Annotated in this window: 11 protein-coding genes and 1 pseudogene; 10 read left to right on the top strand and 2 right to left on the bottom strand. The window is 73.4% G+C overall.

What is annotated here, in order from left to right; genetic code table 11:
• Window positions 1-3 precede the first annotated feature (3 nt).
• Genes OVA21_RS12680 through OVA21_RS12670 form a run of 3 tightly spaced genes read left to right on the top strand, consistent with a single transcriptional unit; the run spans window position 4 to window position 4,864 of the window.
• Window positions 4-873, top strand: coding sequence for an FAD binding domain-containing protein (locus tag OVA21_RS12680; protein WP_268092541.1), 870 nt, complete (start codon window positions 4-6; stop codon window positions 871-873).
• On the top strand, window positions 867-3,542 hold the full coding sequence (locus OVA21_RS12675; protein WP_268092540.1) for a molybdopterin-dependent oxidoreductase: 2,676 nt from the start codon (window positions 867-869) through the stop codon (window positions 3,540-3,542). The genes OVA21_RS12680 and OVA21_RS12675 overlap by 7 nt, the downstream gene beginning before the upstream one ends.
• 17 nt (window positions 3,543-3,559) lie before the next feature.
• A complete protein-coding gene (locus OVA21_RS12670) occupies window positions 3,560-4,864 on the top strand; it encodes an amidohydrolase family protein (RefSeq protein ID WP_268092539.1) in 1,305 nt (434 codons plus the stop codon).
• A gap of 74 nt (window positions 4,865-4,938) precedes the next feature.
• Here OVA21_RS12670 and uraH read toward each other — a convergent pair whose 3' ends face one another.
• Window positions 4,939-5,262: a hydroxyisourate hydrolase gene (gene uraH / locus OVA21_RS12665; RefSeq protein WP_067713539.1), complete on the bottom strand. Its 324-nt coding sequence runs from the start codon at window positions 5,260-5,262 to the stop codon at window positions 4,939-4,941.
• Entirely contained in the window at window positions 5,262-5,804 is a 543-nt protein-coding gene (locus OVA21_RS12660; protein ID WP_268092538.1) for a 2-oxo-4-hydroxy-4-carboxy-5-ureidoimidazoline decarboxylase, read from the bottom strand. Before OVA21_RS12660 ends, uraH begins: the two co-directional genes overlap by 1 nt.
• 339 nt (window positions 5,805-6,143) lie before the next feature.
• Here OVA21_RS12660 and OVA21_RS12655 point away from each other — a divergent pair, with 339 nt between their 5' ends.
• The 7 genes and pseudogenes from OVA21_RS12655 (at window position 6,144) to urtA (ending at window position 13,679) form a co-directional block, all read left to right on the top strand.
• Window positions 6,144-6,464 carry an urease subunit gamma gene (locus tag OVA21_RS12655; protein ID WP_067713537.1) on the top strand — a complete coding sequence of 107 codons (321 nt, stop codon included), beginning with the start codon at window positions 6,144-6,146 and terminating at the stop codon, window positions 6,462-6,464.
• A complete protein-coding gene (locus OVA21_RS12650) occupies window positions 6,461-7,339 on the top strand; it encodes a hypothetical protein (protein WP_268092537.1) in 879 nt (292 codons plus the stop codon). Before OVA21_RS12655 ends, OVA21_RS12650 begins: the two co-directional genes overlap by 4 nt.
• Window positions 7,340-7,395: 56 nt before the next feature.
• Window positions 7,396-9,590 (top strand): annotated as a pseudogene (gene ureC / locus OVA21_RS12640) (urease subunit alpha).
• Window positions 9,590-10,411 carry an urease accessory protein UreF gene (locus OVA21_RS12635; protein ID WP_268093153.1) on the top strand — a complete coding sequence of 274 codons (822 nt, stop codon included), beginning with the start codon at window positions 9,590-9,592 and terminating at the stop codon, window positions 10,409-10,411. Before ureC ends, OVA21_RS12635 begins: the two are co-directional and overlap by 1 nt.
• Before the next feature lie 175 nt (window positions 10,412-10,586).
• Window positions 10,587-11,222 carry an urease accessory protein UreG gene (gene ureG, locus OVA21_RS12630; protein WP_061228858.1) on the top strand — a complete coding sequence of 212 codons (636 nt, stop codon included), beginning with the start codon at window positions 10,587-10,589 and terminating at the stop codon, window positions 11,220-11,222.
• A complete protein-coding gene (locus OVA21_RS12625) occupies window positions 11,219-12,178 on the top strand; it encodes an urease accessory protein UreD (RefSeq protein WP_268092534.1) in 960 nt (319 codons plus the stop codon). Before ureG ends, OVA21_RS12625 begins: the two co-directional genes overlap by 4 nt.
• A 253-nt stretch (window positions 12,179-12,431) precedes the next feature.
• Entirely contained in the window at window positions 12,432-13,679 is a 1,248-nt protein-coding gene (urtA, locus tag OVA21_RS12620) for an urea ABC transporter substrate-binding protein (protein WP_420197500.1), read from the top strand.
• Window positions 13,680-13,728 lie beyond the last annotated feature (49 nt).

Here is a 13,728-nt window from a genome sequence, read left to right as displayed (position 1 = left end):
GCGGTGGACCTGGTCAGCGTCACCGAACTGCACCGACCGCGCAGCCGGGGCGAGGCGCACGCGGCCCTGCTCGCCGGCGCCACGGCCCTGGCCGGCGGGACCGCCCTGCACGGGGAGGCGCACCTGCACCCGGCCGGCGCCGCGGCCCCGCCGGGGGAGACCACCCCGCTCACCGCGCTCGTGGACCTGCTCGACCTGCGCTGGCCCGACGTCGAACCGCTGCCCGACGGCGGACTGCGGGTCGCCGCTACCGCCACGCTGCGGACCGTGCTCGACCACCCGCTCACCGCGCCCCTGCGCCCGTTCCTCCACGACGCGTTCTCCTGCCTGCTCGCCTCGTGGAAGATCTGGGGCCGCGGCACCTGGGGAGGCAACCTCTGCGCAGCCCTGCCGGCCGGCGCCGGGACGGCCGCGGCCTGCACGCTCGACGCGACCACCGAGATCTGGACCCCCGACGGCGGCACCCGCACCGTCCCCGCCGCCGAGGTGGTGGTGGGTCCGGGTCGCACCTGCCTGGCCCCGGGCGAGATCCTGCGCGCGCTCGTCATCCCCGCGGCGGCGAGCCGGGCGCGCTACGCGGTCCGGCGGCACTCGCTGGTGCCCAGCGGCCGCTCCGGCTCGCTGGTCACCGGGCGACTGGACCCCGGCGGCCGTTGCACGCTCGTCGTGACCGCCGCCGTGCCCGCCCCGGAGGTGCTCACCTGGGACCGGCCCCCCACGCCCGACGAGGCCGAGGCCGCCGTGCGCGACCTGCCCCGCTGGCACGACGACCCCCAGGGCGACCCGGGCTGGCGGCGTCACGTGGCGGGAATCGCGGCCCTCGCCGTCGTCGCCGAACTCACCCACCCCATCTACCGGGAGGCACCATGCTGATCACCGTCGACGGACGCGCGCTGGAGACCGACCCGCGCCCCGGACAGTGCCTGCGGACGCTGCTGCGCGAGTCGGGGGTGCACGCGGTGAAGAAGGGCTGCGACACCGGCGACTGCGGTGCGTGTTCCGTGCTGGTCGACGGCGTGCCCACCCATTCCTGTGTGCTGCCCGCGCACCGCGCCGAGGGCGCCGACGTTCGCACCGCCGCCGGGGTGCCCGACGAGGTGCCGGCCGCGTTCGCCCGCGCCGCCGGGTTCCAGTGCGGGTTCTGCACGGCGGGGATGGTCACCACGGTCACCGGGCTGGGGCACGCGCCGTGCGCCCGGGACGGCGGGCCGGCGCCGAGGATCGCCGCCATGAAGGGCAACCTGTGCCGTTGCACGGGCTACCGGGCGGTCGAGGACGCCCTCGACGGCGCCCGGAATGCGTGCGCCGCCGGGGGGATCGGGAGCCCGGTCGCCGCCCCGGCCACCGAGCGCGTGGTGCGCGGCGCCGAACCCTTCACCCTGGACACCGACCAGACGGGCTGCGCGCATCTCGCGGTGCTCCGCTCCCCGCACGCGCACGCCCGCATCGTGTCGATCGACGCCTCCCGCGCCCTCGCGATGGACGGGGTGGTCGCCGTGCTCACCCACCACGACGACCCCGACGTCCTGTTCTCCACCGCCCGCCACCAGCGACGTACCGACGATCCCGACGACACCCGCGTGCTCGACCCGGTCGTGCGCCACCACGGTCAGCGTGTGGCGGCGGTGGTCGCCGAGTCGGAGGCACTCGCCCGGCGAGCCTGCCAGCTGATCGAGGTGCGCTACGAGGTGTTGCCGTCGGTCCTCGATCCCGAGGCCGCGCGTGCCGCCGGAGCGCCAGCGATCCACGGCGACAAGGGTCCGGAGTCCCGGATCGCCGACCCCGCGCGCAACGTGGTGGCCGACTGGTTCGGCGAGGTGGGCGACGTCGACGCCGGGATCGCCCGCGCGGCGCACACGGTGACCGGCACGTGGAGCACCTCGCGGGTCCAGCACACGCACCTGGAGACCCACGCGGTGATCGTGCGGCACGTCGACGGCGGGCCCCGGGTCGGTGGGTCGCTCGACATCCGCTCCTCTACCCAGGTGCCGTTTCTCGTGCGCGACGAGTTGGCGTGGATCTTCGGCCTCGACCGCGATGAGCTGCGCGTCCACGCCGCGCGGGTGGGCGGCGGGTTCGGCGCCAAGCAGGAGATGATCGTCGAGGACCTGGCCGTGCTCGCGGCCCTGCGCACCGGCCGCGACGTGGTGTGGGAGTACTCGCGCGCGGAGCAGTTCACCTCCGCCACCGTGCGCCACCCGTACCGCACCACCGTCACCGTGGCCTGCGACGACGACGGCCGGCTCACCGCCCTCGACCTGGACGTGCTGTCCGACGCCGGCGCCTACGGGGGCCACTCCGCGGGCGTGATGTTCCACTCCATCACCGAGTCCGTGGAGCTGTACCGCTGCCCGGCCAAGCGGGTGACCGCCGAGGCCGTCTACACGACCACCGTGCCGTCGGGGGCGTTCCGCGGGTACGGGCTGGGGGAGGTGGGGTTCGCCCTGGAGAGCGCGCTGGACGAACTCGCCGACGCCGCCGGGCTGGACCCCGTGGAGCTGCGGCGGCGCAACGTGGTGCGCCCGGGTGACACGTTGGTGAGCTCCGCGGGCGACGACGACGAGCTGGCCCTGTCCTCCTACGGACTCGACCACTGCCTGGACCTGGTGGCAGGTGCCCTGGCCTCCGGTCGCGGGGAGACCGCGCCGCCCGGGTGGGCGGAGGGGACCGGGATCGCGCTGTGCATGATCGCCACCAATCCGCCCGGGGGCCACCACGGTTCGGCCCGCGTCGAGATCACCGCCGACGGCACCGTGCACGCCTACGTGGGCACGGCCGAATTCGGCAACGGCACCGCGACCGTGCACACCCAGATCGTCGCCGAGGCGCTGGGCGTGCCGTCCGACTCGGTGGTCCTGCACGCCTCCGACACCGCCCTGCTCACCCACGACACGGGCGCGTTCGGTTCCGCCGGCACCGTGGTCGGTGGGCGCGCCCTGCACCGCGCGGCGACCCGGGTCGCCGAGCTGCTCCGCGCCGGAGCCCACCTGCCGGTGTCCGCCGAGGGGTGCGCCGACGGGCTGGGTCGGCAGGCCGCGTTCACCGTGCAGGGCGTGCGGGTGGCCGTGTGCCCCGACACCGGGACGGTGAAGGTCCTGCACAGTGTCCACGCCGTCGACGCCGGGCGGGTCCTCAACCCGCAGCAACTGCGGGGACAGGTGGAGGGCGGCGTCGCCCAGGCTCTCGGGGCGGCGCTGTACGAGCAGGTGATGCTCGACGAGACCGGCGTGGTCACCAACGCGACCCTGCGGCACTACCACCCACCCCGCATGGGCGACGTCCCGCGCACCGAGGTGTTCTTCGCCGACACCGTCGAGCCCGAGGGCGTCCTGGGCGCCAAGTCCATGTCCGAGGCCCCGTACTGCCCGGTCGCCGCGGCCGTGGGGATCGCCGTCCGGCGGGCCACCGGCGTGCGGCAGGACCTCATCCCCCTGACCCCGGACCTGGTGTGGATGAGGTCGTTCGCGCGTCGCGACGGCCGGGCTCTCACGGCGACGGGCCGGACCCCGTCCGCCGCCGTGTCGACCGGCGGCCGCGCGTGAGCGCGCGGGTGTTGCGGGTGACCGGTGCCTCGGCGGTCTGGTCGCCGGGGCTCGAGTCGGCGGACGCCTCCACGGTGGAGTGCGTGGACGGGCGGATCGCCGCCGCGCCCGACGGCGCTGCCGTGGTCGAGACCCTCGACGCTGGCGGCGGCGTCGTCACCCCGGGCCTGGTCAACGCCCACCATCACCTGCTGCAGAGCGCGTTCCGCACCCTGCCCGGTACCCGCGGCGTGGAGATGGCCGTGTGGCTGGCCCGGATGCGCGAGGCCTACGTCGCCGCGCGGGTCGACGATGAGCTGGTCGAACTGTCCGCCCGCGTGGCGCTGGCCGAGTCACTGCTGTGCGGCGTCACCACCGTGGCCGACCACCACCTCACCTGGCCGGCGGGCGCGGACCCCATGCAGATCGCCGGTGCTGCGTACGCCGGCGCGCAGGCGCTGGGATCGCGACTGGCCTTCGTCCGCGGCACCGCCGGAGACGACCCGGATGCCGCAGCGGCGTCGGTCGAGGCGATCCACGCTGCGCACCTGCCCGGCGCGTCCGGCGGGACCACCGCCGACGGGATGCGCCAGCTGGCCGTGGGGCCGTCGGGTGTGCACGCAGACGGGCCCGCGACCTTCGCCGCCATGGGGGAGGTCGCGCGCCGGCTCGGTCTGCGGCGGCGCACCCAGGCCAACGAGCAGGTCGACGTGGCCCGGGCCGCCGAACTGTACGGCCGTCGCCCCTTGGACCTGCTGGAGGAGTGGGGCTGGCTCGCCCCCGACGTCACCCTCGCCCACCTCTGCGACATCACCGACCCCGAGATCGCGTCGATCGCCGGGAGCGGGGTCACCGCGACCCATGCCCCGGCCTGCGATCTTCCGATGGGGTGGGGCGTGGCGCCGGTGGCCCGACTGCGCGACGCCGGGGTGACCGTGGGACTCGGGACCTCGGGCGGTGGCAGCAACGACGCCGGACACCTCCTGGCCGACGCGCGCCTGGCGATACAGGTCGCCCCGCTCGCCGGTAGGCCTCTGGACGCGCTCGAGGTGCTGGAGATGATCACCGCCGGCGGCGCCGACGGCCTGGGGCGCCCCGAATTGGGCCGGCTCACCCCGGGGTCGGCGGCGGATCTGGTGGTGTGGGACGTCAGCGGGGTCGCGGACGCCGGCGTCGCGGATCCGATCCGAGGACTGTTGTGGGCCGCACCCGGGCGCCGGCCCCGCCACGTGGTGGTGGGCGGCCAGGTGGTGGTGCGGGACTTCGAGCTCGTCACCGCCGACGAGCGGGCCCTGGCCGCGGATCTGCGCGAGCAGTGCGCCCGGCGGGGCATCGGACGCTGACCGGCACTGACCTGGGGTGCCCTGCAGGCCCGGTGCAGGGCGCCGCAGGTCAGAGCGTCGGAGAGCCCCGCGCCTCAGGATCCGCGGTAGGTGCTGTACCCGAACGGCGACAGGATCAGCGGCACGTGGTGGTGCGCGGCCGGGTCCGTCACCTCGAAGCACACCACCGCCTCCGGGTAGAAGCCGCTCACTCCGGCGGCCCGGTGATAGCCGCCCGTGTCGAAGGCCAGTCGGTACACCCCGGCCCCGACCTCGACCTGCGCCAGATCGGGGCCCCGGCCGTCGACGTCCGTGACCCCGGAGGCGAGGTCAGTGCCAGCGGAGTCGGTGAGCCGGTAGCCCAGGCCGACCGCCGGGGTGCCGGTGGCGGTGTCCAGGGCGTGGGTGCTCAGCGACATCAGAGGGCTCCGGTCTCGAGCAGTCGGTCCAGCCGCAGGGCGTTGATGGCGGCCAGGTGGTCACGGGTGGTCGCGAGCTCCTCTGCCGGGGTGAGGTCGATCCGCCGGTCGAGTTCGGCCACGATGTCCCGGGCCGACAGCCCGGTCGCGCACACGAGGAACGCGTGGCCGAAGTGCTCGGCGTGCCGACGTTGCCCCTCGGCGAGCCGGCGCGCGAGCTCGGCGTCCGCGGTGGCGGCTGCGCTCTGCTCCCGCGCCGAGGCCTGACCGACCTCCCGGGGCGCGCCCGTGTCTGCGCCGCCGCCCGCGCCGCCCGAGCCCGCGCCGCCCGAACCCGCGCCGATCGGCGGATGCGCGTCGACCGCGGCCAGTACCTCGGCGTCGCTCTGCTCGGCGAGAACCCGCCGGGCCCGTGCGTGCAGCGCGTCGCGGGAGCCGTACGGCCGCCCCTCCAACACCGCGCGCGCCCAGGTCTTCGACCCGGAGAGTTCGGTCAGGACCGGCATCAGTTCCTCTGTGCGCGCGGCATCGAATCCGCTCACGGCGGGATCGACGGTCTCGGCAGAATTAGAGGAAACGGGGGGTGTGGTGGTCTCGGGCACGGGCTCATCATCGCAGCGGCAGGGGCCCGGAACACCGCCGACGCGGCAGTCGTAACACGGCGTAACAATCGGCCCCGGCGCCCTGACCTGCGGTGCCCTGCACGCCGCCCGCAGGGCACCGCAGGTCAGGGGCTCGCGCGGCGAGGGCGCGGCGAGGGCGCGGCGAGGGCGCGGCGGGAGGAAGGGCCGGGCCGGAACCAAGTAACACTGCCGACACACAACGTCGCTAGCGTTCAGAAGCGTCGACGCGCCGCCGCCCGAGCACGAGAGGACCCCAGGATGAAGCTCACCCCCCGCGAGTTGGACAAGCTCACCCTGTTCACCGCGGCCGAGGTCGCGCGCCGCAGGCTCGAGCGCGGGGTGCTGCTCAACGTCCCCGAGGCCACCGCGCTCATCTCGTGGGAGATCGTCGAGCACGCCCGCGACGGCCGCACCGTCGCCGAGTGCATGGACCTCGGCCGGCAGGTGCTCGACGCCGGCCGGGTGATGGACGGCGTGGTCGAGCGGCTGGCGATGATCCAGGTCGAGGCCACATTCCCCGACGGGACCAAACTCGTCACCGTGCACGACCCCATCGGGCCGGTGGAGCAGAGCGCGTGAGCGGCCACGGGCACGGCGACGCCCACGGGCACGGCGACGCCCACGAGCACGGCCACGAGCCCACCGACCCGGCGACCGCCCGGATCGTCCTCGCGTTGGGCCCGGAGTCCGAGCAGATGCCGGACCTGGACATCCCCGCCGCACGGCCGGGCCGCGACCTGGCCGACCTGGTGGAGGAGCAGGCGCGAAGGCCCGGGGGACCGGATTCGGCGGGAGAGGGTGCCGGTGTCGTCGTCGTCGTCCCCATGACGTTCGGCCGCGCGCCCGCGATGGTCGCCGACTGCTCCCGGACGTTGCGCGACGTCCGGGGCAGCACCGACCGCGCACGGCTCGCCCCGGGCTCCGCTGGTTCCATGGGCCCGGTGGCATTGGCGGCGCCGCTCGGCGACGCGACCATGCTCGTCACCCGCCTGCGCGCGGTGATCCGGCGGCACGGCGCGGTGTGCTCGGCGCTTCTGGTGAGCCGCGCGATCGACCCGTTCGCCGACGCCGAGCTGTACCGCCTCGCCCGGCTCGCGCGGCAGTACGGGCAGCCCGGCCTGGTCGAGGTGGCGTTCCACGGCGGCGACGAACCCGATCCCGACCTCGCCGAGGGGCTCGAGCGCGTCCGCGCCCTCGGCGGCCGACGGCCGGTGCTGGTCTCGGCGACCCTCGCCCCCGCGCCGGTCACCGGACTCGAGCTGCCCGGCGAGGGCGAGCACCTGTTCGGCCCGGCCGTGCTGCGCAGCGTGATCGACACCCGCGTCCGCGAGGCCGTGCACCGGCTCGACCACGGCGACGACGGCATCGACGCCGCCCTCGACGCCGAGGACGGCCACGGGTACGCCCACTCGCACGTCGCCGCCGACGGCTCCGTCTACACCCACTCCCACTAGCCACCCCAGCCACTCCACCCCGACTCACCCCACCCCGACGACCCCAGGAGCCACACATGTCCGGTTCGGTGCACTACCTCTACGGCGACGGGGACATCGAGCTGGGCGCCGGCCGCGCGACCATCGAGGTGCGCGTGACCAACACCGGCGACCGCGCCGTCCAGGTGGGTTCGCACTATCACTTCTTCGAGGCCAACCGGGAGCTGCGCTTCGACCGGCTCGCGGCGTACGGGCGGCACCTGGCGATCGGCGCGGGCCTGGCGGTGCGCTTCGAACCGGGCCAGACGCGGACGGTGCGACTGGTCGACTTCGCGGGCGAGCGCGTGTGCCACGGGTTCTCCGGGTTGGTCGACGGCCCGCTCGACGACCCGGCCGTGCGCGAGCGCGCGCTGGAGCGGATGGTCGCCGGGGGTTCCTGCACAGCGGCGGGGGCGGCGACAGCCCTGACAACAACGACGACGACGAGGTCGCGCCCGCCCCGGACGCTGTGCCCGCAGCCGAGGGCCCGCCGACCGTGCTCCCGCGCGCCACCTATACCGATATCTACGGACCCACGGTCGGCGACCGACTTCAGTTGGCCGACACCGACCTGGTGATCGAGATCGCCACCGACCACAACGCGGTGACCACCGACGGCAGCAGCGGCTACGGCGACGAGGCCGTCTACGGCGGCGGCAAGGCGATCCGCGACGGGATGGCGCAGGACCCGGCGGGCACGCGGGCGTCGGGCGCGTTGGACCTGGTGATCACGGGCGCGATCATCGTCGACGCGGTGCTCGGTGTGGTCAAGGGCGACATCGGTGTGCGCGACGGGCGGATCGTGGCCGTGGGCAAGGCAGGCAACCCGCACCTGCAGGACGGGGTGCATCCGGAGCTGGTGATCGGGCCCGGCACCGAGGTGGTGGCGGGTGAGCACAAGATCGTCACCGCCGGCGGCGTGGACACCCACATCCACTACATCGCGCCACAGCAGGTCGAGGAAGCCTTGAGCAACGGCGTGACCACCCTGTTCGGCGGCGGCACCGGCCCGGCCGAGGGCACCAAGGGCACCACCTGCACGCCGGGCGCGTGGAACATCGGGCGGATGCTGCAGGCCGCCGACGGGCTGCCGGTGAACATCGGGGTGCTGGGCAAGGGCAACACGTCGCAGCCCGAGTCGGCGGTCGAGCAGATCGTGGCAGGCGCGGCGGGGCTGAAGATCCACGAGGACTGGGGCACCACGCCTGCGGCGATCCGCTGCGTGCAGGAGGTCGCGGATGAGTACGACGTGCAGGTCGCGATCCACACCGACACCCTCAACGAGTCGGGCTTCTACGAGGACACGCGTGCCGCGTTCGGCGATTCCACCATCCACACGTTCCACTCCGAGGGCGCAGGCGGCGGCCACGCCCCCGACATCCTGCGGGTGTGCGGCGAGCCCAACGTCCTGCCCGCCTCCACCAACCCGACGCTGCCGTACACCGTGAACTCGGTGGACGAACTGCTGGACATGGTCATGGTGTGCCACCACCTGTCGCACGACATCCCGGAGGACGTGAGCTTCGCCGACTCCCGCGTGCGCGCCGAGACGATCGCCGCCGAGACCGTCCTGCACGACGAGGGGATCATCTCGATCTTCTCGTCGGACTCGCAGGCCATGGGCCGGATCGGGGAGTCGTGGCAGCGCGCGTTCCAGACCGCCCACCACTGCCGCGTCGAGCGGGGCCCGCTGCCGGAGGACAGCGACCGCAACGACAACGAGCGCGTCCTGCGCTACGTCGCCAAGATGACCATCAACCCCGCCATCGCCGCGGGCATCGCCGACCACCTCGGCTCGGTCGAACCCGGCAAGCTCGCCGATCTCGTGTTGTGGCCGGTCGACTCGTTTGCCGCCAAGCCGTCGTTGATCATCAAGGGCGGGATGATCGTGTGGGCGCCGATGGGCGATCCCAACGCGTCGCTGCCCACGCCGCAGCCGGTGATCTACCGCCCGATGTTCGGCGCGTACGGCGGGGCGCTGCAGTCGACGCGGGTGACGTTCTTGTCCGCTGCCGCGATCGAGGCGGGCGTGCCCGAGGAGCTGGGCCTCATCTCGCCGTGCCTGCCCGTGCGTGGCTGCCGGGGGATCGGCAAGAAGGACATGGTCCGCAACGACCGCTGCCCGACGATCGAGGTGGATCCCGAGACCTACGTGGTGACCGTCGACGGCGAGCCCGCCACCATCGCCCCCGCCACCACGTTGCCGCTGGCCCAGCTGCACTACCTCGCGTGATGACCGACCACCACGACCACGACCACGACGACGACGACGCGGCCGGCGGCTGCCCTGCGGGCCCTGTGCAGGGCGCGGGCCGTGCCGAACTGTCGACGCTTCTGCTGGCCCTGCAGTTCACCGACTCGTCGTTCCCCTCGGGCATGTACACGCTCTCGCACGGGCTCGAGGGGCTCCGGCAGTTGGGCGCTGTGGAGGGCGGCGCCGGGGCCGGGGCTCGGTCCGTGGCCGAGGCCGTGCACGGGATCCTGCGCCACTCCGCCGGCCCGGCCGAGGCGACCGCGCTGGCCCTCGCCTGGGCGGCCACACACGAGCACGCCGGCGAAACCGCGTCCGCCGATCCCGAGGCCCTGCTCGCCGCGCTGACCCGCATCGACCGGCGGCTGCACGCCACCCGCTTGACCCGCGAGTTCCGCGACGGCGCCACCCGCACCGGCAAACAGGTGCTCGACCTGGCCGCCGAGCTACTCGACGACCCGGTGGTGTCCGCATGGAACGACCACGTCCGGGCCCGCCGGTCGCCGGGGTCGCAGTCGGTGGTCATGGGCGTGGTCTACGCCCGCGGCGGGCTGAGCCGGCGGGAGGCCGTGGCCGCAGACCTCACAGCGTTGGTCATCAGCCTGTCGGGGGCCGCGCTGCGGCTGCGACTGGCCGATCACCGCACCGCGCAGGCGCTGGTGCGCGGGGCGGCTCCGGTGATCGCCGAGGTCGCCGACGCCGCGGTGGGCCGGTCGCTGGAGGAACTCGGCGGGTTCGCGCCAGTGCTGGACCTGGCGTCCTGCCACCACGAACGCGCCGACGCCCGGCTGTTCGCCTCGTGACCCGGCCTCCACCCTCCTGACCGGAGTACCTGCGTACCCGGTAGCGCTCTGACCTGGGGTGCCCTGAAGGACGGGTGCAGGGCACCCCAGGTCAGGGCGGATCCCGCCGAGGGCAGGGCCGCGCTGCGTACGCCGCGCAACACTGCCGAAACACGGCTGCACTAGCGTTCGTTGCATGGCAGAGGCACAGCAGGTGTTGCGGATCGGGATCGGTGGGCCGGTGGGCTCGGGCAAGACCGCTCTCATCGAGGCGCTGGTCCCGGAGTTGATCGCCCGGGGACGCACCCCGGCCGTCATCACCAACGACATCTACACGCAGGAGGACGCCGAGCACGTCCGCCGCACCCTGGCCGGAGTCCTCGATCCCGCCCGGGTGGTGGGCGTGGAGACCGGCTCGTGCCCGCACACCGCCGTGCGCGACGACCCCACCATGAACCTCGCGGTGGGGGCGGAGATGCTCGAGGACCACCCGGACGTCGACACCCTCATCTACGAGTCCGGCGGCGACAATCTCACCCTGACGTTCTCGCCGGCACTGGTCGACCTGTTCGTCTTCGTCCTGGACACCGCCGAAGGCGAGAAGATGCCCCGCAAGCGCGGGCCCGGCATCACCGAGTGCGACCTGCTGGTGATCAACAAGATCGACATCGCCCAGTACGTGCGCTGCGATCTGGGAATCATGTCCTCGGACGCCGACCGCGTCCGCTCGGGCAAGCCCGTCGCGCTCACCGACTGCCTCTCCGGGACCGGCATCGCCGAGGTGCTCGACTATTTCGAGTCCCGCCGGGTGGAACTGCTGCCCGCACGGTGAGCGACCGGCTGACCCGGGCCGCCGACCCGGGGTTCGTGTGGCCCGCCGTCGCCGCCGGACCGCAGTCCGGGCCCGGCGCGCTGCCCGTCGGCTCGCCCGGCAAGGTCGGCGTGCTGGACCTGGCCTTCCGCCGGGACGGCCGCGGCCGCACGGTACTGGCCGAACGGTTCCAGAAGTCGCCGCTGCAGGTGATGCGGTCGCTGTACATCGACCCGGTCCTCCGCGAGATGCCGACGGTGTACGTGATGTCGACCGGCGGCGGGATCGTCGGCGGCGACCGGCTGGACATGGAGGTCCGTCTGGCCGAGGGCGCGCAGGCGCTGGTCACCACGCAGGCCGCGAACCGGGTGCACCGGATGGACGTCGGTTACGCCACGCAGACCGTCTCCCTGACGCTGGGCGAGGGCGCGGTGTGCGAGTGGCTGCCGGACCCGCTCATTCCGTACGGCGGCAGCAGGTTCCAGCAGCAGCTGCGGGCCGAGGTGCCCGAGGACGCCGTGCTCATCGCCGGCGACGTCCTCACCGCCGGACGCGTGGCCCGCGGGGAGAGCTGGGACGTGGACGCCTACGTCTCGGCCGTGGAGATCTCTCGCCCCGGCGGCACCCTGCTCGCCGTGGACACCACCCACATCACCCGCGACGAGGCCGGCCACCCGCTGGTCACAGGAGACGCCGACGCGATCGGGACCCTGTTCGTCGTGGCGCCCGGCCCGGCGGAGGAGCTCGCGGCGGTCATGCGCGACGCGGCCGAGGCGATCGGGTCCGCGACCCCGAACTCGGATGGCCTTGATGCGGCGGTGCGGTGCGGGGTGAGCACCCTGCCCGACGGCTGCGGCGCCTGGCTGCGGGTGCTCGGCCGCGGGCAGGAGAACGTGGAGGCAGCGGTGCGCGCGGTCTGGTCCGCCGCGCGAGTGCATCTCCTCGGTGCGCCGGCGCCGGACCTGCGCAAGAGCTGACCGCGCTCCGCGCCCGGCCACCCGCGGTCCTGCGTCACACAGCGTTCACACAACGCAGGTAGAGGCAACGGTGGCGAAACACCGGCGACTCAGCTGACTCACATCATGTCCTTACCTTTATCCACATCGCGCTTCGAGCCCCGCAGCCCGCGGGAGCACTCGACAGCCGGTCAGTGAAGGTCAGGTCAATCACGTGAACTCCACCTCCATCTCCTCTGGGAAGACAGCTCGCGCGAGCCAGACGCCGCGCTCGATCCGCACCCGGCGTGCACTGGCCACCGCCGGCCTCGTGATCCTGGGTGCGGGTGCGCTCACCGCCTGCGGAAGCCGGACCGGCGACACCGCCGCGGCCGCCGCCGAGTCCTGCGTGGACACCTCCGGCGACACGATCAAGGTGGGCTCGTTGCATTCGCTGTCGGGCACCATGGCCATCTCCGAGAAGACCGTGCGTGACTCGGTTGCGCTGGCGATCGAGCAGATCAACGCCGAGGGCGGGGTGCTGGGCAAGCAGATCGAACCCGTGGTGGAGGACGGCGCCTCCGACCCGGCCGTGTTCGCGGAGAAGGCGCAGAAGCTCATCACCAGTGACTGCGTGGCCGCGATCTTCGGCGGCTGGACCTCGTCCTCCCGCAAGGCGATGCTGCCCGTGGTCGAGGACGCCAACGCGTTGCTCTACTACCCGGTGCAGTACGAGGGCCTCGAGGCGTCGGAGAACATCTTCTACACCGGCGCCACCACCAACCAGCAGATCGTCCCCGCCCTGGAGTACCTCAAGGAGCAGGGCGTGGAGTCCATGTACCTCGTGGGCTCGGACTACGTCTTCCCGCAGACCGCCAATCGCGTCATCAAGGCGTGGGCCGAGGCCAACGAGGTCGAGATCCTCGGCGAGGACTACACCCCGCTCGGCTCGACCGACTTCTCGACCATCGTCAACAAGGTGCGCACCGCCAACCCGGACGCCGTGTTCAACACGCTCAACGGCGACTCCAACGTGGCGTTCTTCCGCGAGTACTCCAACGCCGGCCTGTCCGCCGAGGACACCCCGGTGGTGAGCGTGTCGATCGCCGAGGAGGAGGTCCAGGGCATCGGCGCGCAGAACATCGACGGCCAGCTGACGTCGTGGAACTACTACCAGACGATCGACTCGCCGGAGAACACCGCGTTCGTCGACGCGTTCAAGGCGAAGTACGGCGCGAACCGCGTCACCTCCGATCCGATGGAAGCCGCGTACACGTCGGTCTACCTGTGGAAGAACACGGTCGAGAAGGCGGACTCCTTCGCCGTCGACGCCATCCAGGACGCCGCCGACGGCGTCAGCTTCGACGCCCCCGAGGGCACCGTCACCATCAACGGCGAGAACAACCACATCTCCAAGACCGCGATCGTCGGCGAGATCCGCCCCGACGGCCTGATCTACGAGGTGTGGAGCTCCGGCGAGGCGATCGAGCCCGACCCGTTCCTCGAGTCCTACGACTGGGCCGGCGACCTGTCCGGGAACTGACGCCCGACCGTCAGCCCGGATCACCCAGCCCCGCCCACCCCGCCCGACC

The sequence above is a fragment of the Dietzia sp. SL131 genome (genome assembly GCF_026672565.1).
GTDB lineage: Bacteria > Actinomycetota > Actinomycetes > Mycobacteriales > Mycobacteriaceae > Dietzia > Dietzia kunjamensis.
The sequence above is the reverse complement of the archived record's forward strand: the minus strand, read 5'-3'. Positions and strand labels throughout refer to the sequence as shown.